The 23,027-nt window shown below is 70.2% G+C and carries 22 protein-coding genes; 11 read left to right on the top strand and 11 right to left on the bottom strand.

What is annotated here, in order from left to right; translation table 11 throughout:
* Positions 1-48 precede the first annotated feature (48 nt).
* From BLU02_RS01000 to glpK, 3 genes are all read left to right on the top strand, one after another.
* A complete protein-coding gene (locus tag BLU02_RS01000; protein ID WP_060922207.1) occupies positions 49-1,758 on the top strand; it encodes a glycerol-3-phosphate dehydrogenase/oxidase in 1,710 nt (569 codons plus the stop codon).
* Between the two features lie 91 nt (positions 1,759-1,849).
* Positions 1,850-2,623 carry an MIP/aquaporin family protein gene (locus BLU02_RS00995; protein WP_060922208.1) on the top strand — a complete coding sequence of 258 codons (774 nt, stop codon included), beginning with the start codon at positions 1,850-1,852 and terminating at the stop codon, positions 2,621-2,623.
* Between the two features lie 36 nt (positions 2,624-2,659).
* Complete coding sequence (gene glpK, locus BLU02_RS00990; protein ID WP_060922209.1) at positions 2,660-4,174, top strand: glycerol kinase GlpK; 1,515 nt, start codon at positions 2,660-2,662, stop codon at positions 4,172-4,174.
* An 89-nt stretch (positions 4,175-4,263) separates the two neighbouring features.
* Here the strand turns inward: glpK and BLU02_RS00985 are convergent, their stop codons facing one another.
* On the bottom strand, positions 4,264-5,139 hold the full coding sequence (locus BLU02_RS00985; RefSeq protein ID WP_060922210.1) for a LysR family transcriptional regulator: 876 nt from the start codon (positions 5,137-5,139) through the stop codon (positions 4,264-4,266).
* Between the two features lie 78 nt (positions 5,140-5,217).
* Here BLU02_RS00985 and BLU02_RS00980 point away from each other — a divergent pair, with 78 nt between their 5' ends.
* Positions 5,218-6,126, top strand: coding sequence for an EamA family transporter (locus tag BLU02_RS00980; RefSeq protein WP_060922211.1), 909 nt, complete (start codon positions 5,218-5,220; stop codon positions 6,124-6,126).
* 11 nt (positions 6,127-6,137) lie between these two features.
* On the opposite strand, the gene ffh is transcribed toward BLU02_RS00980, so the two are convergent.
* On the bottom strand, positions 6,138-7,700 hold the full coding sequence (gene ffh / locus BLU02_RS00975; protein ID WP_060922212.1) for a signal recognition particle protein: 1,563 nt from the start codon (positions 7,698-7,700) through the stop codon (positions 6,138-6,140).
* Between the two features lie 149 nt (positions 7,701-7,849).
* Positions 7,850-8,437 carry a TetR/AcrR family transcriptional regulator gene (locus BLU02_RS00970; RefSeq protein WP_060922213.1) on the bottom strand — a complete coding sequence of 196 codons (588 nt, stop codon included), beginning with the start codon at positions 8,435-8,437 and terminating at the stop codon, positions 7,850-7,852.
* An 87-nt stretch (positions 8,438-8,524) separates the two neighbouring features.
* On the opposite strand from BLU02_RS00970, the gene lipB reads away from it, so the two are divergent.
* Positions 8,525-9,175, top strand: a complete 651-nt coding sequence (lipB, locus tag BLU02_RS00965; protein ID WP_060922214.1) for a lipoyl(octanoyl) transferase LipB — start codon at positions 8,525-8,527, stop codon at positions 9,173-9,175.
* On the top strand, positions 9,172-10,161 hold the full coding sequence (gene lipA, locus BLU02_RS00960) for a lipoyl synthase (RefSeq protein WP_060922215.1): 990 nt from the start codon (positions 9,172-9,174) through the stop codon (positions 10,159-10,161). Before lipB ends, lipA begins: the two co-directional genes overlap by 4 nt.
* A gap of 10 nt (positions 10,162-10,171) precedes the next feature.
* Here the strand turns inward: lipA and BLU02_RS00955 are convergent, their stop codons facing one another.
* The gene (locus BLU02_RS00955; protein WP_060922216.1) at positions 10,172-10,672 is read right to left on the bottom strand and encodes a DUF2004 domain-containing protein; all 501 of its coding nucleotides are present in this window, start codon (positions 10,670-10,672) and stop codon (positions 10,172-10,174) included.
* Between the two features lie 43 nt (positions 10,673-10,715).
* Positions 10,716-11,588 carry a signal recognition particle-docking protein FtsY gene (gene ftsY / locus BLU02_RS00950; RefSeq protein WP_025103328.1) on the bottom strand — a complete coding sequence of 291 codons (873 nt, stop codon included), beginning with the start codon at positions 11,586-11,588 and terminating at the stop codon, positions 10,716-10,718.
* A 28-nt stretch (positions 11,589-11,616) separates the two neighbouring features.
* On the opposite strand from ftsY, the gene BLU02_RS00945 reads away from it, so the two are divergent.
* The gene (locus BLU02_RS00945) at positions 11,617-12,294 is read left to right on the top strand and encodes an alpha/beta hydrolase (RefSeq protein WP_083370850.1); all 678 of its coding nucleotides are present in this window, start codon (positions 11,617-11,619) and stop codon (positions 12,292-12,294) included.
* A 111-nt stretch (positions 12,295-12,405) separates the two neighbouring features.
* Here the strand turns inward: BLU02_RS00945 and smc are convergent, their stop codons facing one another.
* The gene (gene smc, locus BLU02_RS00940) at positions 12,406-15,951 is read right to left on the bottom strand and encodes a chromosome segregation protein SMC (RefSeq protein WP_083370849.1); all 3,546 of its coding nucleotides are present in this window, start codon (positions 15,949-15,951) and stop codon (positions 12,406-12,408) included.
* Positions 15,952-16,471: 520 nt separating this feature from the next.
* On the opposite strand from smc, the gene BLU02_RS00935 reads away from it, so the two are divergent.
* From BLU02_RS00935 to BLU02_RS00920, 4 genes are all read left to right on the top strand, one after another.
* The gene (locus BLU02_RS00935) at positions 16,472-16,756 is read left to right on the top strand and encodes a hypothetical protein (RefSeq protein ID WP_060923102.1); all 285 of its coding nucleotides are present in this window, start codon (positions 16,472-16,474) and stop codon (positions 16,754-16,756) included.
* Between the two features lie 109 nt (positions 16,757-16,865).
* Complete coding sequence (locus BLU02_RS00930; RefSeq protein WP_060923101.1) at positions 16,866-17,945, top strand: GNAT family N-acetyltransferase; 1,080 nt, start codon at positions 16,866-16,868, stop codon at positions 17,943-17,945.
* A gap of 99 nt (positions 17,946-18,044) precedes the next feature.
* Positions 18,045-18,740, top strand: a complete 696-nt coding sequence (locus tag BLU02_RS00925) for an ABC transporter ATP-binding protein (RefSeq protein ID WP_025103323.1) — start codon at positions 18,045-18,047, stop codon at positions 18,738-18,740.
* Complete coding sequence (locus tag BLU02_RS00920; RefSeq protein ID WP_060923100.1) at positions 18,737-20,056, top strand: FtsX-like permease family protein; 1,320 nt, start codon at positions 18,737-18,739, stop codon at positions 20,054-20,056. Before BLU02_RS00925 ends, BLU02_RS00920 begins: the two co-directional genes overlap by 4 nt.
* 50 nt (positions 20,057-20,106) lie before the next feature.
* Here BLU02_RS00920 and mutM read toward each other — a convergent pair whose 3' ends face one another.
* The 5 genes from mutM to coaD form a co-directional block, all read right to left on the bottom strand.
* The gene (gene mutM, locus BLU02_RS00915; RefSeq protein ID WP_060923099.1) at positions 20,107-20,970 is read right to left on the bottom strand and encodes a bifunctional DNA-formamidopyrimidine glycosylase/DNA-(apurinic or apyrimidinic site) lyase; all 864 of its coding nucleotides are present in this window, start codon (positions 20,968-20,970) and stop codon (positions 20,107-20,109) included.
* A complete protein-coding gene (gene rnc, locus BLU02_RS00910; protein ID WP_060923098.1) occupies positions 20,963-21,655 on the bottom strand; it encodes a ribonuclease III in 693 nt (230 codons plus the stop codon). Before rnc ends, mutM begins: the two co-directional genes overlap by 8 nt.
* 10 nt (positions 21,656-21,665) lie before the next feature.
* On the bottom strand, positions 21,666-21,875 hold the full coding sequence (gene rpmF / locus BLU02_RS00905; protein ID WP_013586329.1) for a 50S ribosomal protein L32: 210 nt from the start codon (positions 21,873-21,875) through the stop codon (positions 21,666-21,668).
* A gap of 2 nt (positions 21,876-21,877) precedes the next feature.
* Positions 21,878-22,372, bottom strand: coding sequence for a YceD family protein (locus BLU02_RS00900; RefSeq protein ID WP_025103319.1), 495 nt, complete (start codon positions 22,370-22,372; stop codon positions 21,878-21,880).
* A 136-nt stretch (positions 22,373-22,508) separates the two neighbouring features.
* Positions 22,509-23,006: a pantetheine-phosphate adenylyltransferase gene (coaD, locus tag BLU02_RS00895; RefSeq protein WP_060923097.1), complete on the bottom strand. Its 498-nt coding sequence runs from the start codon at positions 23,004-23,006 to the stop codon at positions 22,509-22,511.
* Positions 23,007-23,027 lie beyond the last annotated feature (21 nt).

Here is a 23,027-nt window from a genome sequence, read left to right as displayed (position 1 = left end):
CGTCACAGAGGTCGATGCTGGTGGCAAGCAAGGAAGAGAGGGTCGACGATGATCGATTCCACCCACACGTCCCCGGAGCGGGACGCCGTTCGCGCGCTCCGTGAATCCGGGCGCACCAGTGTCCTCGTGATCGGCGGCGGCATCAACGGCATCTCGACGTTCCGCGATCTGGCGCTGCAGGGCGTCGACGTCGTCCTCGTCGAGCGCGGCGACTTCGCCTCCGGTGCCTCCGCGGCGTCGAGCCACATGATCCACGGCGGCATCCGCTACCTGGAGAACGGCGAGTTCCGTCTCGTCCGGGAGTCGGTGGAGGAGCGCAACGGTCTGCTCAAGATCGCTCCGCACTACGTCAAGCCGCTGCAGACCACGATCCCGATCTACTCGACGTTCTCGGGCATCCTCTCCGCTCCCCTGCGCTTCCTCACGCACAAGAGCGGGAAGCCGAAGGAGCGCGGCGCCTTCCTCATCAAGGTCGGTCTCACCATCTACGACACGTTCTCGCGCGACGGTGGCACCGTGCCCCGGCACCGCTTCCTCGGCCGCAAGAAGTCGCTGGCCGAGCTGCCGTCGATGGACCCGAAGATCAAGTACACCGCGACGTACTACGACGCGTCGATGCACGACCCCGAGCGCCTCGCGCTCGACGTGCTGCAGGACGGCCGCGCGAGCCACCCCGGCGCCGTGGCGCTGAACTACGTCGAGGCGATCGGCCGCGACGGCGAGCAGATCACCCTCCGCGACCGGGAGAGCGGCACCGAGTTCACCGTGACCGCGGATGTCGTCGTGAACGCCTCCGGCCCGTGGACCGACCTCACGAACGACGCCCTCGGTACCGACACCCACTTCATGGGCGGCACCAAGGGCTCGCACATCGTGCTCGACCACCCCGAGCTGCTGGAGGCCACGCGGGGACGCGAGATCTTCTTCGAGCACTCCGACGGTCGCATCGTGCTGATCTACCCGCTCAAGGGGCGCGTCCTCGTGGGCACGACGGACATCGACGCCGACCCGCGCGAGGTGCCGGTGTGCACGGAGGAGGAGATCGACTACTTCTTCGACCTCATCCACCACGTGTTCCCGTCGATCTCGGTGACCCGCGAGCAGATCGTCTACAACTTCTCCGGCATCCGTCCGCTCCCCCGGCACGAGGACACCGCTCCCGGCTTCGTCTCGCGCGACTACCGCGTCGAGGTCGACCGCCAGGGCGCTGTTCCGCTGGTGAGCCTCGTGGGCGGGAAGTGGACCACGTTCCGCGCTCTGGGCGAATCGCTCTCCGACACCGTCCTCGGACTCCTCGGGCGCACGCGCACCGTCTCCACGGCGGGCCGCGCGATCGGCGGCGGCCGCGAGTTCCCGCGTACCGAGAAGGCCAAGCGGATCTGGATCCAGGAGAACCTCGCCGGCGCCGGCACCCGGGCCGACCAGCTCCTCGCGCGCTATGGCACCCGGGCGGCGGCCGTGTGGGCGTACGTCGAGCAGGGGGACGACGCGCCCCTCGCCGGCGGCGACCTGTCGACCCGCGAGCTGGAGTGGATGGTGAACGAGGAGATGGTCACCCGTCTCGAGGACGTCATCCTCCGCCGCACGAGCATCGCCTTCACGGGCGGCGCCCGAGCGGAGGTGCTCGACGAGATCGCCGACGCCCTGGCTCCGCTCCTCGGCTGGGACCGCGAGCGTCACGACGCCGAGGTGGAGCAGACGCGCGTGCTGCTCAACGAGCGACACGGACTCCACATCCCGTCCCGCGCCCGCGGCTGACGGGGCCCGACCACCGCGCCCTCCTCGCGGTGCTACCCCATAAGGGGTCGGGGCAGAGGGGCCCCGACCCGCAAGAAAGGTCAACGAAGACATGACTGACGTCAATCTCGGTCTCTACTTCCTCTCCGAGCTCGTCGGCACCGCGATGCTGGTCCTGCTCGGCTGCGGTGTGGTCGCGAACGTCGCCCTGGCGAAGAACAAGGGCTTCGGCGGCGGCTTCCTGATGGTCAACTGGGGATGGGGTCTCGCGGTGTTCGCGGGTGTGCTCGTCTCGGCGTACTCCGGTGCCATCCTGAACCCGGCCGTCGGTATCGGCCTCTGGGTGCAGCACCTGCTGGACCCCGCCAAGGGCATCGACTTCACGATGTTCCTCACCGCGACCGCCGCGGAGCTCCTCGGCGCGATCATCGGCGCCATCGTCGTCTGGCTCGCGTACAAGCAGCACTTCGACCAGGAGCCGGAGGCCGCCAACAAGCTCGGCGTCTTCTCCACCGGCCCCGCCATCCGCTCGTACGGCTGGAACCTCGTCACCGAGATCATCGGCACGTTCGTCCTCGTCTTCGTCATCTTCGCGTTCGCGGACTACGGCGACATCGAGGTCGGCACGCCCGGTGGCCTCGGCCCGCTCACCGCCCTTCCGGTGGCCCTCCTGGTGGTCGCGATCGGTGCATCGCTCGGTGGCCCCACCGGCTACGCGATCAACCCGGCTCGTGACCTCGGTCCCCGCATCGCCCACGCGATCCTCCCGATCCAGGGCAAGGGTGCCAGCGACTGGTCCTACTCGTGGGTGCCCGTCGTCGGTCCGCTCATCGGCGGTGTCATCGCCGCCCTCGCCGCCCCCGGCCTGCTCAGCCTCGCCGGCTGATCCCCCTCAACCGCTCGGGAATTCAAAGGAGAACACATGGCTGACTACATCATCGCGATCGACCAGGGCACCACGTCGAGCCGCGCGATCATCTTCGACAAGAAGGGCAGCATCGTCGCCACCGGTCAGAAGGAGCACGAGCAGATCCTTCCCAAGGCCGGCTGGGTCGAGCACGACGCCGCCGAGATCTGGCGCAATGTCCAGGAGGTGATCGGTCTGGCCCTCGGTCGCGCCGATCTCACCCGCCACGACATCGCCGCCGTGGGCATCACGAACCAGCGCGAGACCGCCGTCGTGTGGGACAAGACCACGGGCAAGCCGGTCTACAACGCCATCGTCTGGCAGGACACCCGTACGCAGGAGATCGTCAACCGCCTCGCGGGCGACGAGGGCGTCGACCGGTTCAAGTCGATCGTCGGCCTCCCGCTGGCGACCTACTTCTCCGGCACCAAGATCACCTGGATCCTGGAGAACGTCGAAGGTGCCCGCGAGAAGGCCGAGGCCGGAGATCTGCTCTTCGGCACGACCGACACCTGGGTCCTGTGGAACCTGACCGGCGGCATCGACGGCGGCGTGCACGCGACCGACGTGACGAACGCCTCGCGCACGATGTTCATGGACCTCGAGACGCTGGAGTGGCGCGACGACATCCTCGAGGCGTTCGGCGTGCCGCGCTCGATGATGCCGGAGATCCGCTCCTCCTCCGAGGTCTACGGCGCCGCCGAGAGCTCGTCGCTGCTGCGCGAGACGCCGATCGCCGGCATCCTCGGCGACCAGCAGGCGGCGACGTTCGGGCAGGCCGCGTTCCAGAAGGGCGAGAGCAAGAACACCTACGGCACGGGCTGCTTCCTCATCTTCAACACGGGCGAGGAGATCGTCCGCTCGAAGAACGGTCTGCTCACCACCGTCGGCTACAAGCTCGGCGACCAGCCCACGCACTATGCGCTGGAGGGGTCGATCGCGGTGACCGGCTCGCTCATCCAGTGGCTGCGCGACCAGCTCGGCATCATCTCCTCCGCCCCCGAGGTCGAGGAGCTGGCGGAGAAGGTCGAGGACAACGGCGGCGTGTACATCGTCCCCGCGTTCTCGGGTCTGTTCGCACCGTACTGGCGTCCGGACGCCCGTGGCGCGATCGTCGGCCTCACCCGCTACGCGAACAAGAACCACATCGCGCGCGCCGCCCTGGAGGCCGTGGCCTTCCAGACCCGCGACGTGCTCGACGCGGTCAACGCGGACGCCGGAGTGGACCTCAGCGAGCTCAAGGTCGACGGCGGCATGGTCGCCAACGACGCGCTCATGCAGTTCCAGGCCGACATCCTCGGCGTCCCGGTCGTGCGTCCGGTGGTCGCCGAGACCACCGCGCTCGGTGCGGCCTACGCCGCGGGACTCGCGGTCGGCTTCTGGAGCGGCCTCGACGACCTGTCCGCGAACTGGCAGGAGGACCGCCGCTGGGAGCCCTCGCTCGACGAGGCCGAGCGCGACCGCCAGCTGCGCCTGTGGCGCAAGGCCGTCACGAAGTCGATGGACTGGGTCGACGACGACGTGCGCTGATCACCACACGACGAGGCGGGTCCGGGTTCTTCCCGGGCCCGCTTCGTCGTCTCCGGCTCACCCTCCGCCCGGGCTGCAGGAACAGGGTCTCAGGAGGCTGCCGCGACGATGTCGAGGAACGCGCGGGCGGCGCTGCGCGGTGCCGCGGCGTCCCAGGCCACGTGTTCGACACGGACCGGGCCGTCCTGGACCGCCACCGTGTCGACGATGTCCTGATACCCCCGCACCACGCCGGGTGCGAGCAGCGTGACGGCGAGGCCCGCAGCGACCAGGCCGATCAGGCTCGCGGCCGTGTCGGATTCGAAGGCCACGTCCCGCCCGACCCCCGCGGCCAGGAACGCCGCGTCGCTCTGCGCCCGTCCCGAGGTTCCGGCCGCGAAGTCGGCGAAAGCGGAGTCCGCGAGGTCACTCAGCCGCACCCGCCGCCTCGCAGCGAGGACATGCCCGCGAGGCAGCACCGCTACCAGCGGCTCGTGGGACAGGGGTCGGGACGCCACACCCTGGGGCTCCACACCCTCCCGAAGCCCGAGGAACGCGACATCGATGTCGCCTTGGCGGATCGCGGTCATGAGGCCGTCGCTGTTCCCCTCGCGAAGCTCCACGCGGGCGGCCGGGTGCGCGCTGCGATAGGCCACGAGGAGGGCGGGGACATCGACAGCGGTCACCGTGGGGATGATCCCGAGCCGGAGCGTTCCGACGACTTCGCCGGCGGCGGCCGCGGCATCCTCCCGCGCCTGATCCGCGGCGCGCACGGCGAACCGCGCGGACCGGAGGAACGCCTCACCGGACTCGGTCGCGCGGACGCTACGACTGGTGCGCGCGAACAGCCGTACGCCCAACTCGCGTTCGAGAGCGGCGACCTGATGGCTGAGCGCCGACTGCGTGACGTGACAGCGCTCCGCCGCGCGGGTGAACGAACCGGTGTCCGCCACGGCGACGACATATCGCAGCTGCTGGAGTTCCATAAATCCATGATCGCTCGTCATGAATAGCGTGACAACAATGCGTTGGACTCATCTGAGTGCGGCGCGCAGGCTGGGAGCATGAACCGCCTCACGCTCACCCTCGTCACGGCCCTCGCGCCGGCGGCGTGGGGTACGACCTACCTGGTGACGACGGAGCTGCTCCCCGCCGGGCATCCGCTCCTCGCCGGCCTCCTCCGCGCGCTGCCTGCGGGTTTCCTCGCGGTGCTACTGGCCCGGCGCCTGCCGCACGGGGCCTGGTGGGGCAAGGCCCTCGTCCTCGGCGCCCTCAACATCGGCGCGTTCTTCCCGCTGCTGTTCCTCGCGGCCGAACGCCTCCCCGGTGGGGTCGCCGCCGCCGTCGCCGGAGCGCAGCCGCTCATCGTCCTGGGGCTCGGAGCGCTCGTGCTCGAGGAACGTGTCCGACCGGTATCCGCGGCCGCCGCCGTCGCCGGAGCGGCGGGGGTCGCCCTCGTCGTCCTCGGCCCTGCCGCCGCGCTGGACCTCTGGGGCGTCGTCGCGGCTCTCGGCGGGGTGACCGCGACCGGCCTCGGGATGATACTCACCAAGCGCTGGGGACGCCCCTCCGGCGTCGGCCCCGTGGCGTACGCAGGCTGGCAGCTCAGTGCGGGCGGACTGCTGCTCCTCCCCCTCACCTTCGCGGTCGAGGGCCCGCCTCCTGCCCTCGACGCGGGGGCGCTCCTCGGCTATCTCTGGCTCGCGACGGCGGGAGGGATCATCGCCTACACGCTGTGGTTCCGAGGGATCCAGCGCCTGCCCGTGATCGTGCCCGGCCTGCTCGCACTACTCTCACCGATCGTCGCGGCGCTGCTCGGCGTGCTCGTGGTCGGCGAGAGCTTCACGGTGGTCCAGGTGGCGGGCATCGTGATCACGCTCGCCGCCCTCGTCGGCGGGCAGTTCGCGGCGCGGCCGCGAGGCACGCCCGCGGCCACGGTCGGTCCTTCGTCCGCGCCGGTCGCCGTGCGCTGAGTTCCGGCCGCTCAGCTCTTGCCGAACAGCTTCTGGATCTCGGCGAGGTCGGCCTCCGAGGGGGCCACGCCTCCCCCGCCGAGGCCGAAGCCGGAGCCGGTCGGTGCCGTCGAGGCCGCGAGGCCGGCGTTCTCCGCCGCGCGCTTCGCGGGGTTGCCGGAGCGGGAGCGGTTGCCGCCGCCGCCCTTGCCCTTCTTGCCGCGCTTCGACGAGGCGCCGGGCTTGCCCATGCCGGGGACCGGCCCCATGCCGGGGATGTTTGGCGTGCCACCGCGAGCGACGGTCTTCATCATCTTCGCGGCCTGCTCGAAGCGCTGCACGAGCTGATTGACGTCGGTGACGGTCATGCCGGAGCCGCGCGCGATGCGCAGACGACGGGAACCATTGAGGATCTTGGGGTTGCGACGCTCGACCGGCGTCATGGAACGGATGATGGCCTCCGTGCGGTCGATCTCGCGCTCGTCGAAGTCCTCGAGCTGCTGCTTCATCTGGCCCATGCCCGGGAGCATCCCGAGCATCTTCTTCATCGAGCCCATCTTCTTCATCTGCTGAAGCTGCTCGAGGAAGTCCTCGAGGGTGAAGGCCTCGTTCGCGAGCTTCTCGGCGACCTTGCGCGCTTCATCCTCGTCGAAGGCCTGCTGCGCCTGCTCGATGAGGGTGAGGATGTCACCGAGGTCGAGGATGCGGCTGGCCATGCGATCGGGGTGGAACGGCTCGAGGTCCTCCAGCCGCTCGCCCGTGGAGGCGAAGATGATCGGACGACCGGTGACCGAGGCGACCGACAGCGCCGCTCCGCCTCGCGCGTCACCGTCGAGCTTGGAGAGCACGACGCCGGTGAAGTCGACGCCCTCCTGGAACGCCTTGGCCGTGTTGACGGCGTCCTGACCGATCATCGCGTCGATGACGAAGAGCACCTCGTCCGGGTTGACCGCCTTGCGGATGTCGGCGGCCTGCTTCATGAGCTCGGCGTCGACGCCGAGGCGGCCGGCGGTGTCGATGATGACCACGTCGTGCTGCTGACGGCGGGCGTGCTCGACGCCGTCGCGCGACACCTTGACGGGATCGCCGACGCCGTTGCCCGGCTCGGGCGCGTACACGGTGGCGCCGGCCTGCTCGGCGACCACCTGGAGCTGGTTCACCGCGTTCGGGCGCTGGAGGTCGGCGGCGACGAGCAGAGGCGTGTGCCCCTCGCTCTCGAGCTGCTTGGCCAGCTTGCCGGCGAACGTCGTCTTACCCGAACCCTGGAGGCCCGCGAGCATGATCACGGTCGGGGCGGTCTTTGCGAACTGCAGGCGCCGCTGCTCCCCGCCGAGGATCTGGACGAGCTCCTCGTTGACGATCTGCACCACCTGCTGCGCGGGGTTCAGCGCCTTGTTGACCTCGTCGCCGAGAGCGCGCTCGCGCACCTTGGCGGTGAAGTCCTTGACGACCGCGAGCGCGACGTCAGCGTCGAGCAGAGCACGACGGATCTCGCGCACCGTGCCGTCGACGTCGGCGGCGGTGAGCTTTCCCTTCGTGCGCAGGTTGCGGAAGGTGTCGGTGAGCCGATCGGAGAGCGTGCCAAAGGTAGCCATGGTGCCTACGATTCTACGCGAGTGGAGCCCCCACGCTCAGCGCGGCACGGAGCAGAGTCGCCGAAGCCCCGCTTTGTCGTCGAGACCCCGCCCCGCATGCGTGAGCACGCCGGGGCCTCGGCGCGGAACCGGGGGCTCGCGAGGCCGCGTCACTCCCCCCAGGGCAGATCGTGCACGCGGGCGAGCGCCTCGCGGAGCACGGACTCCGGTGTGCCGCGGCCCGCCCCCTCCTCGGCCCAGACGCGCAGGGCGGACAGGACGGCGGCCGCCTGCGCCGCTCCCAGCACGTCCGCACGCATCACATCGATACCCGCCGCGCACGCCGCACGGGAGACCGCGGCGGCGAGGCGGGCCAGACGGACACCCGTCTCCCGCACCAGCTCCACCTCGAGCGCCATGGCCTCCGCATTCCGCAGCGCCAACGCCAACGGGTCCGGGGCGAAATCGTCCACGATCCCCTGCAGGATCCCGCGCACCCGCTCCCCCGTGGCGTTGCGGCCGAGGTCGTCCAGAGCGCCGGCTGCGACGCCGATGCGCTCGTCGATCCCGGACCACAGCACGTCGCTTTTGGACGTGAAGTAGTTGAAGAAGCTGGAACGGCTGACGCCCGCCCGCTGCGTGATGTCGGCGATGGAGGTGGCCTCGTACCCGCGCTCCAGGAAGAGCTCGCAAGCGGCCTCGGCGAGGGTCTCGCGCGAGGAGGCCTTCGGGCGGCCGGCGCGACCAGTCCGGTTCATGACTTCACGGTACCGCGCGCCGCGCCGCACCCCGGACGAGGATGTATTGTTGGACGCAATCCATGTATTAGAGGGAAGCGACGACGCATGCTCGACATCCTCACCCCCGGCTTCATGCCGACCCCTGTCCCCTATCCCGAGGGCTGGGCCCTGCAGCGCCGTGTGCACGCGGACGTCGTGTCCGGTACCCGCCCTGACACGCTCATCCTGCTCGAGCACGCGGCCGTCTATACCGCGGGCAAGCGCACGGAGGACCATGAGCGCCCCCAGGACGGGACCCCGGTGATCGACGTCGACCGCGGCGGGAAGATCACCTGGCACGGACCGGGGCAACTCGTCGGCTATCCGATCTTCCGCCTGCCGGAGCCGATGGACGTGGTCGCACACGTCCGGCGACTGGAGCGGATCCTCATCGAGGTGCTGCGTCCGTTCGGAGTCGACGGGCACCAGGTCGAGGGACGCAGCGGTGTGTGGGTGCGCCGACCGCTCTCGGAGGACAAGGTGGCCGCGATCGGCGTGCGCGTGCAGCAGGGCGTGACCATGCACGGCTTCGCCATCAACTGCGACAACAGCCTCGCCCCCTTCCGCGACATCATCCCCTGCGGCATCACCGACGCCGGTGTGACGACGGTGAGCGAGGCGTCCGGACGCGTGGTCGGTCCGCTCGACCTCGTCGACGCCGTGCAGGACGCCTTCCGCACCGCCCACGCACCCGACCTGACAGGAGTCCCGGCATGACCGCCGCACCCGAGGGGCGCAAGCTCCTCCGCCTCGAGATCCGCAACGCGGAGACCCCGATCGAGCGCAAGCCCGAGTGGATCAAGACCAAGGCCAAGATGGGGCCGGAGTACTCGGCGCTGCACTCGCTCGTGAAGAGCGAGGACCTGCACACGGTGTGTCAGGAGGCCGGCTGCCCGAACATCTTCGAGTGCTGGGAGGACCGCGAGGCGACCTTCCTCATCGGAGGCTCGCAGTGCACGCGCCGCTGCGACTTCTGCCAGATCGACACCGGCAAGCCCGCCGACTACGACACCGACGAGCCGCGACGCGTCGCCGAGAGCGTGCAGCGGATGAACCTCCGCTACGCGACCGTGACGAGCGTGGCCCGCGACGACCTGCCCGACACGGGGGCCTGGCTGAACGCCGAGACGGTGCGCAGGATCCACGAGCTCAACCCGAACACCGGGGTGGAGCTGCTGGCCAACGAGCACAACGCCGACCCGGCCTTCCTCGGTCAGATCTTCGACGCCCGCCCCGAGGTGTTCGCGCACAACGTGGAGACCGTGCCCCGCATCTTCAAGCGCATCCGCCCCGCTTTCCGCTACGAGCGGTCGCTGAACGTGCTCACGCAGGCCCGCGACGCCGGACTCATCACGAAGTCGAATCTCATCCTCGGCATGGGCGAGGAGCCGGAGGAGGTCGTCCAGGCGCTGCAGGACCTCCATGACGCCGGCTGTGACATCATCACCATCACCCAGTACCTCCGCCCGACCCCGCGGCATCTTCCCGTCTCGCGGTGGGTGAAGCCGGCCGAGTTCGTCGAATTCAAGGAGGAGGCGGAGCGGATCGGGTTCCTCGGGGTGCTCGCCGGTCCGCTGGTGCGCTCCTCGTACCGCGCCGGGCGGCTCTGGGCGCAGTCGATGACCTCGAAGGGGCGGGAGATCCCCGCGCACCTCGCGCACATCGCGGAGAGCGCCGACCTCGGCTTCGCGCAGGCGGTCTGACGAGCGGCGGTCAGTCGGCGCTCATGACCGACTGCACGCTGCCGTCGGATCCGAGGTTCACGAGCAGCACGTCGTCCGTGGCGCTGTCATCGAGCGCGTACTCCAGCACGGCGAACGGCTCGGAGCCGCCGTGCTCGTCCGCGAGGATCGTCATGCTCATCAGGCGCAGCGATCGGATGATGTCCACGGCCGCGTCTCCGGACACGTCGATGAGGACGTCGGGGAGGTCGTCGCCGAACACCTCCTGCTGCTGCAGGATGTACTCGGTGACCTCGCTCGTGCGGTCGTCCACCTCGGCGAGCATCCCCCGTCGCGCCGTCGCATCCACGTTCTCCAGGCCGGCGATGAGCCCGGCGGCGATGTCGAGGGCGTCGGCGGAGACGTCGTCCTGGTCCGGGGCCGTCAGGTCCACCGTGACGCTCTGGTCACCGAGCTCGACCGTCTCCGACCAGAAGATCGAGCCGTCGGGGCCCGACGACAGCAGTCCGAAGTAGTCGTGTTCGATCGCCATAACGCTATGAAACCAGCCTGGTGCTCGGGGCGGAAGCCCTGTGTCAGCCGACCAGCGCCTGCACGAAGACGTGCGGCGTGAAACCGGTCAGATCGTCGATGCCCTCGCCCTGCCCGAGGAGCTTCACCGGGATGCCCGTCCGCTCCTGAACGGCGAGCACGAAACCGCCCTTGGCCGAGCCGTCGAGCTTGGTGAGCACCAGTCCCGTGACCCCGGCGTGCTGCAGGAAGGTCTCCGCCTGCATGACGCCGTTCTGCCCCGTCGTCGCATCGAGGACGAGGAGCACCTCGCTGATGGGAGCCTGCTTCTCCACGACACGGCGGATCTTGCCCAGTTCGTCCATGAGGCCGCCCTTGGTGTGCAGGCGTCCCGCCGTGTCGATGATCGCGATCTCCATACCCTCGCGCTTCGCGTACTCGACGGTCTGGAAGGCGACGGAAGCCGGGTCCTGGCCTTCCTGCTGCGGGCGGACGATCGCCGCTCCCCCGCGCTGGGCCCAGGTGGCGAGCTGGTCCACAGCCGCGGCACGGAAGGTGTCGGCGGCGCCGACGACGACGCTCCGCTGGTAACCGCGGAGGAACTTCGTGAACTTCCCGATCGTGGTCGTCTTGCCCACGCCGTTCACCCCGACGACGAGGACCACGGCCGGGCGCTCGGTGAGCTTGAGCGTGGTGTCGAACTTCGCGAAGTGCTCCTCCAGAGTCTCCCGCAGCATGCGCTGGAGGTCCTTGGGGTCTGTGGTGCGGTACTTCGCGACCTTGTCGCGCAGCTCTTCGACGATGCGCTCGCTGATGTCAGGGCCGAAGTCCGCCGTGATCAGCGCCGTCTCCAGGTCTTCCCACGTCGTCTCGTCGATGGTGGGCTTCACGAACATGCCGCGCAGCGCGCGACCGAGAGACCAGGACTTCTCTGCCATGCGTCCAGCCTACGGGTAGCATCCAGGGATGCACCGCGCGCCGCTCCCGCACCGGGTGTTCCTCCATGGCGCCGGGAGGCGCGGCACGGCCGCGTGGCCCTCGCAGGATCCGGAGTCGGGGACCTTCCTCAGCTTCCCGCCGGAGTCGTCCGTCGAAGCGCAGGCGGGCGCGCTCGTCGAGGGAGAACGTGACCGGTCGCCGCTCCTGTTCGCCCACTCCATCGGCGCTGTGACCGCCGTCCGCGCCGTCGCCGACGGTCTGCGGGTGTGCGGCCTCGTCCTCGTCGAGCCCGCCCTGTACGACATCGCTCGCGGTGACGCGCCGATCGAGCGGCATATCGCCGTGGTCACGGAGGCGCGATCACGCGCGGCCGAGGACGACCTCTACGGCTTCTGGTCGATCCTGCGCCCGCTCATGTTCGGCGGCCCGCTGGACCGCGAGTCCTGGCCGGACGAACGCGCGGTCGCGGAGCACTGGGCGGCCGCGAATCTCCCCTGGGGACACGGGATCCGGGAGCGTTCTCTCGCCGCCGTGCCGACCTTCGTCGTCACCGGCGGCTGGAACGAGGAGTACGAGCTCATCGCCCGACGTCTCGTCGATGTCGGGGCCGACCACATCGTCCTCTCCGGTTTCGCTCACCGCCCCCAGGATCACCCCGAGTTCCCCGCCGCCGTCACCGGATTCGAACAGTCGCTCACGGTGTGACCCGCCGTGGTCCGTCCGAGCACAGCTTCGGAGACCGCGGGCGACACGCCGGATCGGACCGTCGACACGCCAGGTGGGGGTCACGATCTCCGCAGCTGTGCCCGGGGCGAGTCAGACCGCGGCGGCGGCGCGGTCGCCGACGCGCTGACCGACCACCGCGGAGACGCCGTCCTGGCGCATCGACACGCCGTAGAGCGCGTCGGCGATCTCCATCGTCCGCTTCTGGTGCGTGATGACGAGGAGCTGGGAGCTCTCGCGCAGCTGCTCGAAGACCGTGAGCAGCCGGCCGAGGTTCGCGTCGTCGAGCGCGGCCTCGACCTCGTCGAGGATGTAGAACGGGCTGGGACGCGCCTTGAAAATCGCCACCAGGAGCGCCACCGCGGCCAGAGACCGCTCACCACCGGACAACAGCGACAACCGCTCGATCTTCTTCCCGACGGGACGGACCGAGACCTCGATCCCCGTCGTCAGCATGTTCTCCGGATCGGTCAGCGAGATGCTGCCCGTGCCTCCGGGGAACAGCAGCGGGAAGACCTGGCCGAACGCCTCCTTGGTGTCCTCGAATGCGCTGGCGAAGATCGTCTGCATGCGCTCGTCGAGGTCGGCGATGATCGTCAGGAGATCCTGCCGGGTCTGCGTCAGGTCCGCGAGCTGGGTGGTGAGGAACGCGTGGCGCTGCTCCAGGGCGGCGAACTCCTCCAGCGCGAGCGGGTTGACCCGCCCGAGCTGGGCGAGTTTCCGCTCCGCGTCCGCCAGGCGCCGCTGCTGGATGCGCCGGTCGAACGGGATCGCGGTGTCGTCGAGCAGTTCGCCGTCGGCCGGCTCCGTCCCGGGATCCCGCGGCACGAGCTGATCAGGACCGTACTCGGCGACGAGCACGTCCTCGTCCAGCGAGAGTTCCGAGGACACGCGCTCCAACAGGCTGTTCAGGTGGAGCTTCTTCTCGTGGATCTGCAACTCCAGGCCGTGCACGCTCTCCGTGAGCCCGACCAGCCGTTCCCGCAGGGACGACTCCTGGGCGCGCAGGGCGACGAGTTCCTCGTTCTGCGCCGACCGAGCTGCTTCCGCCTCCGCCAGGGCGACGCGGGCCTCGGTGACCGAGCGGTCGAGGGAGTCGAGGATGCGCGGCAGCTCGTCCACGACCCCGGACGCCGCCTCGCGCTGCGCCCGGCGGATGACGGCGCGCCGGGCGGCCTCCGCCGCGGCGTCCCGCTCCTGCTCGCGCTGGCGCTCCAACGCGGTCACCCGGGACTGCGCGGCACGGACCCGCTCGCGCAGGGTCTCGACCTCCAGGCGGGCGCGGACCTCGCCCTCGCGGGCCCGCTCCAGGGCCTCCAACAGGCCGTCCCGCGCAGACGCGTCGAGCACCGGACGCGGCGCCGCGACGGCGGCATCGAGCTCCGCCTTCGCGGCCTCCGCCTTCGCCTCCGCGTCCGCCACGGCGGCCTGCGCCTGAGCGAGCCCGGTCTCGAGACGATCGCATTCGGCGACAGCGGCCTCATGGCGCACGGTCACCTTATTGACCTGCTCCGCGTGCGTCGCGAGGGCGGCGTCGTGCTCGCGGAGGGCGCGCAGCGCGTCCTTCGCCTGACGCCGTGTCTCCTCCACCGCCTCGTCGGCGTCGATGCGGGCCTCCCGCAGGGAGTCGACGACGATCTGGATCTCGGTCAGCCGCTCGGTCGCCGCATCGCGCTCCGCCGCGAGTTCGAGGCGGGAGCGCTCCCCTCCGGATCCGGTCCGCAGCGTCTGGGCGGTGATGACGTCGCCCCCGGTCGTCACGATCGTGGTCGCGGTGTCACCTGCCGCGTCCAGAGCGCGCCGCGCCGCCCGCGCCGCATCGAGGTCGTCGGCGATGAGCACATGCGCCAGGATCCCGAGAACGCCGTCCGGCGCCGTCACCGTCTCGGTCGCGGCGATCACGCCGTCGACGGCGGGGTGCGGCGCCCGCTCCCTCGGCGCCTCGGCGACCACGAAGTCGACCACCCCGCGGCGGCGCTCCGCGGCCTCCGCCGCCAGGATGAACGCGTCGTCCGCGGAACCGACCAGCACACCCTCGGCCAGGGGACCGAGCACGGCAGCGATCGCGGCTTCGTATCCCGCCCGGACCTGCACGGCATCGCCGACGAGACCGCGGATTCCGGGGCCGCCCTCCGCGACGATCTCGGCGGCACCTCCCGACAGCGACAGCGCACTGCTCAACGCAGCGGCCTTCGCCGTGAGGGCATCGACCTCGCGCTCCGCGGCGTGCAGGCGCTCGCGGAGGCTCTCCCGCTCCGCCTCCGCCGCCGTCGCCGCACGCTGGGCGCTCTCGTAGGCGGCGGCATACTCGACGGCCGTGCCCTCGGGAGCTTCCGCATCGTCGATCGCCTCCAGGGCCTCTTCGGCCTCGCGTCGTCGGGCGTGCGCGGCCTCGAGCGCGTTCTCCTGGCGCAGCACCGCGCCGCGGACGGCGGCCAGAGCGGACGCGGCCGCATCGGCGTTCCCGCGGAGCGAGGAGAGCCGCATGTCGTATTCGGAGACGAGCGCGCTCTGCTCCGCGATGTCGACATCGAGCGTGTCGAGCTCGGCACGGGCGTTCACGACCTCGCGGCTGGCGGCGGCCGCAGCGTCCTGAGCGTCGCCGAGGCCGGAGGAGATCGTCTCGATGTCCTCCTTCGCCTCGTCGATGGTCGCCTGCGTGACGGTCACCGCGGTCACGGCCGCGTCGTCCTCCTCGGACCCGAGGAGCGCGAGGCGCTGGTTGGCGAGGGTGTAGAGCCCGCGCATCCGCTCCTGCACCTGTTCGAGTCCGAACGCGACGCTGCGTGCCTCGTCGACCGCGATCGAGTTCTGGTTCTTCTCCAGCCGAGTGATCCCGGCGCGCACGGTCTCGGCCTGGTCGGACAGCACGAGACGCTCGGTGTGCCGCTCCTGCTCGGTGCGGGTGTGGTCCGCGAGGGCTGTGCGCAGCGCCACGACGTCATCGGCGAACAGGCGGGCCTTGGCATCGCGCACGACAGCGGCGATGGTCTGCGCCTCACGCGCGATCTCGGCCTGGCGCCCGAGGGGCTTGAGCTGTCGGCGGATCTCCCCGGCGAGGTCGCTCAGACGCGTGAGGTTGGCCTCCATCGCGTCGAGCTTGCGCAGCGTCTTCTCCTTGCGACGACGGTGCTTGAGGATGCCGGCCGCCTCCTCGATGAAGCCGCGGCGATCCTCCGGCGAGGCCTGGAGCACGGTGTCGAGCCGCCCCTGACCCACGATGACGTGCATCTCCCGGCCCAGCCCGGAGTCGCTGAGCAGCTCCTGCACGTCGAGCAGCCGGCAGCTCTCGCCGTTGATGGCGTACTCGCTGGAGCCGTTGCGGAACAGGGTGCGGCTGATCGTCACCTCGGCGTACTCGATCGGCAGCGCGCCGTCGGCATTGTCGATCGTGAGCTGCACCTCGGCGCGCCCGAGGGGACCACGGGTCGAGGTGCCGGCGAAGATGACGTCTTCCATCTTCCCGCCGCGGAGCGTCTTCGCCCCCTGCTCCCCCATCACCCAGGCGAGGGCGTCGACGACATTGGACTTGCCGGAGCCGTTCGGTCCGACGATGCACGTGACGCCGGGCTCGAACACGAAGGTCGTGGGCTGCGCGAACGACTTGAACCCCTTGAGCGTCAGGCTCTTCAGGTGCATGGGGCGACCGCTCGTCCGGGGAGATTCACGCCGCTACGCTACCGGAATCCCGCGGAACGGCCGGTATCCCGCGCGGTCGTCGCGGACCCCGCCTCCACCGCGACACGCCGGTGCTACCACGAAATGCTTGACGATCTCCTGAGAGTTTCGCTACGGTGGCCTCCGGATCGCCACACGAAAGGAGGTTACCGATGATGATCACTCAGCACACCGCAGAGGTCTTTGGCCTCGCCGCGCCCGCGCACTCCGCGCCGCGCCTCGCGGCATCGGTGACCGCTGGCGTCCGTCACGGCTCGCTCGGCTAGAACCGCAGCCTGGGAACGCAGGCCCCCTCCGGGTCTTCTCCCGCCTGTTCTGTCGCGTCCCACCCTCTGATCCCCCGGATTATGGATCCCCGCCGCTTCCGGCCTCCGCATTCGCGGCTCCGCAGGCGCTGCTCTCGTCCGCACCCGCCGCGGCCGACGACTCGGTCCTGACGTGGTGCTTCCGCACCCCATCCATCCCTTTCGAAGGAACCATCGTGAACATCACGCTGTCACACAGCACCACCCATCCGCCCGATACCGAGGACCGCGAGGTCCTCCAGATCCCCCGCGACGACGAGCTGCGTCAGCTCGGCATCGCGGACCGCCTCTCGCTCCGGATCGGCCTCTGGCTGTTCCAGCGGGCGCAGCGGCCCCGACGTCCACGCCGGTCGTGGACCGTCGATCCCGGAGACCTGTTCCTCGTCGGAGAACAGCGTCACCGTTCGGCCGCGGAAACGCACGCCCTCCTCATGCACGACATGCAGCGCGGAATGCGCTGATCGGGCGATGACGACCGCATCGACACCGACCCGGCGTCCGTCCGTGCACCTGCGGACGGACGCCGGGACACCCGGCACCTCCTCCTCCCTCCGACACGAAGGACCAGACATGACGACCGCCGCACTGACGATCACGCCGCTGATCGTCCCGGCCACCCTCGACGATGCGAACGCCGCGGACTTCCGCGCGTACGGCGCTCTGAACCGACAGATCTGCGACGAGCAGGTCGGTCTCCCCGACCTCGCCCCGGACGCCGCGCAGATGCTGCCCAACTGGCAGGACGACTCCGATTCGCTGGACCTCGGATTCGTCGCCCGGGACGGGGACGACATCATCGGCATGGTGACGGTGTCCTTCCCGCAGGAGGAGGACGCGCGCGCCGCCGAGGTCGACCTTCTCGTTCCGGCCGCCCACGCCGGGCGCGGTGTCGAGGACGCGCTGCTCGTCCGCGCCGAGGCCGAGGCCAGGGAGCGGGGCCGGAGCGTCCTGCAGATCTGGACCCTGCACCGGCCCGAGGAGGCCGACCGCATGCTCGAGCCGCGGACCGGCTGGGGACGGATCCCGGCGACACCGCTGAGCGATGTCGTCGAGGCCCACGGCTTCACCCTGGAGCAGGTCGAGCGCAACAGCGAGCTCGATCTGCGCGCCGATCCGGAGCCCCTGCGCCGGGCGTTGGATGCGGCCCTCGCGGCCGCGGGGCCGGACTACCGCGTGCTCGAGTGGGAGCTGCCCACCCCGCCGGAGCTCCGCGACGGGTATGCCGCTGTCCTCGCCCGGCTGTCGACCGATGCGCCCAGTGGCGATATGGATTTCGTCGCCGAGGTGTACGACGCGGAGCGGGTGATCCGCCGGGATGCGCGTCTCACGGGCGCCGGTCAGACCGTCTCCGTCGTGGCGGTGGAGCATGTCCCCTCCGGCACGCTCGTCGCGTACAACGAGCTGCTGATCGGCGCGGAGAAGACCGGGACCACCCACCAGTTCGGGACGCTGGTCGCGAAGGATCACCGCGGCCACCGTCTCGGCACGATCGTCAAATGCGCCAACCTCCTGCGCTGGCGGGAGCTCGTCCCGGGGTCGACCGTGGTCTCCACCTTCAATGCGGAGGAGAACCGGCCGATGCTCGACATCAACGAGGCGATCGGCTTCGTGCCCGTGTCGTACGCAGGGGCGTGGCAGAAGAAGATCTGACGACGAGCGGTGGTCGTCATCCTCCCGGATGACGGCCACCGCTCAGCTTCATCCGCCGGGCCGACGACACCGGCACGGCCCCGCGGCGAGGCTGGGAGCATGAACACTCCCGTGATCGAAGCCCACGCCCTCGTCAAGACCTACGGCGTCACCCACGCCCTCGCCGGTGTCGACCTCGCGGTGCACCGTGGCGAGTCCGTCGCCATCATGGGCGCGTCGGGCTCGGGGAAGACGACGCTCCTGCATGTGCTGGCGGGAATCACCGCACCGGACAGCGGCCGCGTGGTCTTCCAGCCCTCGACGGGCACGGCCATAGACGTGACCGCGCTGGGTGAGGCGGCGCGCTCCCGGCTGCGTCGCGAGCGCTTCGGGTTCGTCTTCCAGCAGGGACTGCTGATCCCCGAGCTGACCGCGGTGGAGAACGTCGCGCTCGCCTCCATGATCAACGGCGTCGCAAAGAAGGACGCGCTCCCCCACGCGGCGTCGTGGCTCGCGGCACTGGGCCTCGGCGGCATGGAGGAACGGCGCATCGGCGAGCTCTCCGGAGGACAGGCGCAGCGCGTGGCCATCGCGCGCGCCCAGGCGACGGGTGCGGACCTCGTCTTCGCGGACGAGCCGACCGGCGCTCTGGATTCGCACACCTCCGCCGAGGTCATGGACGCGCTCCTGTGGTCCACGACCGGGCAGGGGCGCACCCTCATCGTCGTCACGCACGACGCCGACGTCGCGGCGCGCTGCACGCGCACCGTCGCCGTCCGCGACGGCCGTATCCTCGGCTCGGCGGTGAACGCGTGAACCTCTCCGTTCTCGGCCTGCTCCTGCGTCCCGCTCCCGGACAGCGCAGCGTCCTCGCGCTCCCGATCGTCGCCTTCGCGGTGGTCACGACCCTCGTCCTCACCGTCGTCGGCGGGGCCCAGGCCTTCTGGACCTGGACCGACGACGAGGCTGTCCTCTACCAGGGCCTCGCCGCCATCGCTCTCGTCCTGCTTGTCGTGCCGCTGACCTCGCTCGGCGGCGCCGCCGCCCGGCTCTCGGCACGGCGCCGCGACGAGCGCCTCTCGACTCTTCGTCTGCTCGGCGTGACGCCCGGCGGGGTGACGACGGCAACCGTCGTCGAATCCGTCCTCGTCGCTGCGGCCGCAGCCGTCATCGGCATCGGCGGTCACCTGGCCCTGAGCCCGCTGATCGGTCTCATCCCGTTCCGGGGAGAACCGCTCGGCCTCTCGGCAGTCGTACTCCCCCCGGTGATGATCGCCGCCGTCGTGCCCGGCGTGCTCGTGCTCGCCGCCGGAAGCGCCGTCGTGGGGCTGCGTCGTGTCGTGATCTCGCCGCTCGGCGTCCGCACGCGCACGGCGCCGACGAACGTGCACTGGATCCGCGCCGTCATCGCGGTCACGGGGATCGCCATCGCGTTCGCGCTCATCAAGGTGTTCCCGATGATCGGCGGGGTCGTGGCGACGATCGCGGTACTCGCTGCGATGTTCGCCCTCGCGCTGAGCGTTCTCAATCTGCTCGGCCCGTGGGTGCTGAAGGTCTCGGCGGGGCGCCAGCTCCGGCGGGCGGAGCGTCCCGAGCGGCTGCTCGCCGCACGACTCGTGCTGGATTCCCCGAAGGCGGCCTGGCGTCAGGTCGGCGGCATCGCGATGGCGAGCTTCATGGCCGTCTTCGCGGGCACCGGCGTCGCGCTCCTCGACACGATCGGGGCGAGCGACGATCCGTCCAGCATCGCGCTCGCGGAGGACATCCGGACCGGCCTCATCATCACCCTCATCGGGTCGTTCCTCATGGTGGCTGCCTCCGTCGGCGTGAATCAGGCCTCGGACGTGCTCGACAAGAGCGACCTGCACGAGAGCCTGCATCACCTGGGCATGCCCGTCGAGACCGTGGACCGCGCGCGTCGCCGCGCGATCATGTCGCCGCTGCTGGTCACGGCGGTGGGATCCGCGCTGTGCGCTGCCGTGCTCGTGTTCCCGCTGGTGGGCATCGCACTGATCGTCGCGCCCCTCTCGCTGATGACGATCGCGACGGTCGTCGCCGTCGGCATCGGCGTCGTGTGGGCGAGCACCTGGGCAACGCGTCCCCTGCTGGATCGCGCTTTCGCCCCGGCGTGAGACGGTGGCAGGCCGGGTGCGTCAGGCCCGCGACGCGCGCCCGGTCACGGTCAGCGCCTCCGCTGGCAGCGCGGGCAGAAGTGCGAGGAGCGGTTCATGAACGCAGCACGGGTGATCGGCGTGCCGCAGCGCGGACAGGGCTTCCCGCCACGACCGTAGGCGTTCAGGGAGTGGGCGAAGTAACCGGCCTGCCCGTTGACGTTGACGTACTGGGCGTCGAAGCTCGTGCCGCCCTCGGCGAGAGCCTTCTGCAGGACCGATCGCACTTCCGCGAGCAGGCGATTCACGGCTCGGGTCGGCAGAGCGTCGGCCGGCGTCTCCGGATGGATGCGGGCCGCCCACAGCGACTCGTCGGCGTAGATGTTGCCGATCCCGCTCACGACGCCCTGGTCCAGCAGCACTCGCTTGATCGCGCTGTGCCGCCGGGTGAGAGCGGCTCGGAATACCCGGTCGTCGAAGAACGGGTCGAGCGGGTCGCGTGCGATGTGCGCGACCTGTGTCGGGATGCGGGAGGGGCCGTCGGCGATGAGAGCGTCGACGGCAAGGGAGCCGAACGTCCGCTGATCCGCGAACACGATCGCGAGCTCGCCGTGTCGGGGATGCTCGATCCCGAGGCGGACACGCTCGTGGCGCTCGGTCGGCGCGTCCGGCGCGCGGAGCAGCATCTGGCCGCTCATGCCCAGATGCGCGATCAGAGCGGAGTCGCCGTCGTCCACGGGGAGCCAGAGGAACTTGCCTCGCCGCGCGGCCGCGGTGAAGCGGCGACCCTCCAAACGCTGGACGAAGTCCGCGGCTCCGGCGGTGTGCCGGGTGAGCGCGCGTTCGTCGAAGACGCTGACGCCCGTGATGACCGCGTCCACGGCAGCCGGTGCGAGGCCGGAGCGGACGACCTCGACCTCGGGGAGCTCAGGCACGCTCGCTGAGCGTGCGCCAGGCGCTGAGGGCCGCGGCCATCTCCGCCGTCTTCTTGCTGCTGCCGGCGCCCGTCATCCGCACGTCGCCGACGGCGACGGTCGCCGTGAAGCGCCGGTCGTGGTCGGGACCGCTGGCCTCGACCGAGTACTGCGGAGGCGTGGCTCCGAGACGGGCCGCGAGCTCCTGCAGGCTCGTCTTCGGGTCCATCGCCGCGCCGTACCGCTCGGGGTCGGCGAGTAGCGGCTCGGTCAGCCGCAGGACGAGCGCCGTGGCAGCCTCGGGCCCGGCGGACAGGTAGGTGGCGCCGATGACGGCCTCCATGGTGTCCGCGAGGATCGAGTCCTTGTCTCGACCACCGGTCTGCTCCTCACCGCGTCCGAGCAGCAGGTGGCTGCCGAGATCGATGCCGCGAGCGACCTCCGCCAGCGCGACCGTCGACACGACGCTCGCCCGACGCTTCGCCAGCTCCCCCTCGTCGAGCTCGGGGTGCCGCGTGAACAGCATGACGGTCACGGCCTGACCCAGCACCGAGTCGCCGAGGAATTCGAGACGCTCGTTATGCGGGATGCCACCGTGCTCGTACGCATACGAGCGGTGGGTGAGGGCCAACTCCAGAAGCTCCGCGTCGATATCGACGCGGAGCTTATCTGGGAGAGGCCTCGTCCCCCCGGGGACCTCCGTCACGGTTCGCGACTCAGACGTCGGCGACCTTGCGGCCCTTGTACTCGAGGAAGAGTTCGGTGCCCTGCGAGTCGGTGACGACCTTCGCCTGGTGCGGACGGCTGTAGACGACCTTGCCGTTCTCGATGGTCTTGACGAGCGCGGGGGCCTCCGCCTTCCACTGCGCGCGGCGCGAGCGGGTGTTCGAACGGGAGACCTTGCGCTTCGGGGGGTTACCAGCCATGACTAGCTCTCTTCTTTCTCGGCGGCACCGCGTTCTGCCGTGCCGTCCTGGTCTGTGATCTGCTGGAGCGCGCTCCACCGAGGATCGATGGGAGCGGCCTGCTCCGTTCCGGTGCTCTCGGTCAGCCTCTCGCCTGTGACCGGGTCGAGCCCGAGGCAATCCGGCTGACACACCGGCTGAAAAGGAAGGGCCAAAACGGCCGCATCCCTGACGAGAGTTTCAAGATCCACGTGGTCGTCTTGAACCTCGAAGTCAGTTTCTTCCTCACCAGGATACGCGAAAAGCTCCTGGAACTCGACTTCGACGGGCCGAGCGATGTCGGTGAGGCATCGACCGCACACGCCGACGTACTCGCCCTCCGCCTCTCCGGTGACGAGGATGCCCTCGTGGACGGACTCCAGCCGCACGTCGAGATCGAGTTCCGAGCCCGCCTCGAAGGAGACGATGCCCTCCCCCCACTGCTCCGTCAGGGGCACCGAGAAGGAGTGCTCGCGCATCTCCCCCGGGCGCCGGACGATGTCACGGACGGGGAGGACGAAAGGGCTGTTGAGTCGGGAACGCACCCCGCCATGCTACCCGGGTCACCGGAGAGGAGGGCCGGGAGACCGCCGGGAACGGGAGGGTGATCGCCGATCAGATCCCGCGCGCGCCGGTGTCGAGGAAGGAGGCCACGGCCGGCGGGACGAACGGCGAGACATCGCCTCCGAGACCGGCGACCTGGCGCACCAGCGAGCTGGAGACCATCGCGTGCGCGGGGTCGGGCAACAGGAAGACGGTCTCGATGTCGGCCAGATGACGGTTGACGATCGCCATCGGCGATTCGTATGCCACGTCGACCTGCGAGCGGATGCCCTTCACGAGGACGCCGGCGTTCACGTCGCGCGCATAGTCGACGAGGAGTCCCATGCTCCAGGAGCCGATGACGATGTTGCCGGACATGCCGTCCTCGGCGATCGAACGTTCCAGGAGGGCGAGCCGCTGCGCGATCGGCAGCATCGCCTCCTTGCCCGGGTTGTGCACCACGAGCACATGCAGCTCGTCGTAGAGGGCGGCCGCGCGCCGGATCACGTCGAGGTGACCCAGGGTCGGCGGATCGAAGGAACCCGGGACGACGGCGATCCGGCTGCTCATGGAATCCAGCCTAGGGCACCC

Origin of the sequence: Microbacterium paraoxydans (assembly GCF_900105335.1) — a bacterium.
GTDB classification, from domain to species: domain Bacteria; phylum Actinomycetota; class Actinomycetes; order Actinomycetales; family Microbacteriaceae; genus Microbacterium; species Microbacterium paraoxydans.
Note: the sequence above shows the minus strand (reverse complement) of the source record. Positions and strands in the feature narration are given on the sequence as shown.

Bases quoted from the DNA above. Each gene is read 5' to 3' on its own strand.
- BLU02_RS01000 (WP_060922207.1), top strand. From the start codon at position 49: ATGATCGATTCCACCCACACGTCCCCGGAGCGGGACGCCGTTCGCGCG.
- BLU02_RS00980 (WP_060922211.1), top strand. From the start codon at position 5,218: ATGAACCGCCTCACGCTCACCCTCGTCACGGCCCTCGCGCCGGCGGCG.
- coaD (WP_060923097.1), bottom strand. From the start codon at position 23,006: ATGAGCAGCCGGATCGCCGTCGTCCCGGGTTCCTTCGATCCGCCGACC.
- ffh (WP_060922212.1), bottom strand. From the start codon at position 7,700: ATGGCTACCTTTGGCACGCTCTCCGATCGGCTCACCGACACCTTCCGC.
- lipB (WP_060922214.1), top strand. From the start codon at position 8,525: ATGCTCGACATCCTCACCCCCGGCTTCATGCCGACCCCTGTCCCCTAT.
- ftsY (WP_025103328.1), bottom strand. From the start codon at position 11,588: ATGGCAGAGAAGTCCTGGTCTCTCGGTCGCGCGCTGCGCGGCATGTTC.
- BLU02_RS00945 (WP_083370850.1), top strand. From the start codon at position 11,617: ATGCACCGCGCGCCGCTCCCGCACCGGGTGTTCCTCCATGGCGCCGGG.
- lipA (WP_060922215.1), top strand. From the start codon at position 9,172: ATGACCGCCGCACCCGAGGGGCGCAAGCTCCTCCGCCTCGAGATCCGC.
- rpmF (WP_013586329.1), bottom strand. From the start codon at position 21,875: ATGGCTGGTAACCCCCCGAAGCGCAAGGTCTCCCGTTCGAACACCCGC.
- BLU02_RS00995 (WP_060922208.1), top strand. From the start codon at position 1,850: ATGACTGACGTCAATCTCGGTCTCTACTTCCTCTCCGAGCTCGTCGGC.
- BLU02_RS00955 (WP_060922216.1), bottom strand. From the start codon at position 10,672: ATGGCGATCGAACACGACTACTTCGGACTGCTGTCGTCGGGCCCCGAC.
- glpK (WP_060922209.1), top strand. From the start codon at position 2,660: ATGGCTGACTACATCATCGCGATCGACCAGGGCACCACGTCGAGCCGC.
- BLU02_RS00970 (WP_060922213.1), bottom strand. From the start codon at position 8,437: ATGAACCGGACTGGTCGCGCCGGCCGCCCGAAGGCCTCCTCGCGCGAG.
- BLU02_RS00900 (WP_025103319.1), bottom strand. From the start codon at position 22,372: ATGCGCGAGCACTCCTTCTCGGTGCCCCTGACGGAGCAGTGGGGGGAG.
- BLU02_RS00985 (WP_060922210.1), bottom strand. From the start codon at position 5,139: ATGGAACTCCAGCAGCTGCGATATGTCGTCGCCGTGGCGGACACCGGT.
- BLU02_RS00930 (WP_060923101.1), top strand. From the start codon at position 16,866: ATGACGACCGCCGCACTGACGATCACGCCGCTGATCGTCCCGGCCACC.
- smc (WP_083370849.1), bottom strand. From the start codon at position 15,951: ATGCACCTGAAGAGCCTGACGCTCAAGGGGTTCAAGTCGTTCGCGCAG.
- BLU02_RS00925 (WP_025103323.1), top strand. From the start codon at position 18,045: ATGAACACTCCCGTGATCGAAGCCCACGCCCTCGTCAAGACCTACGGC.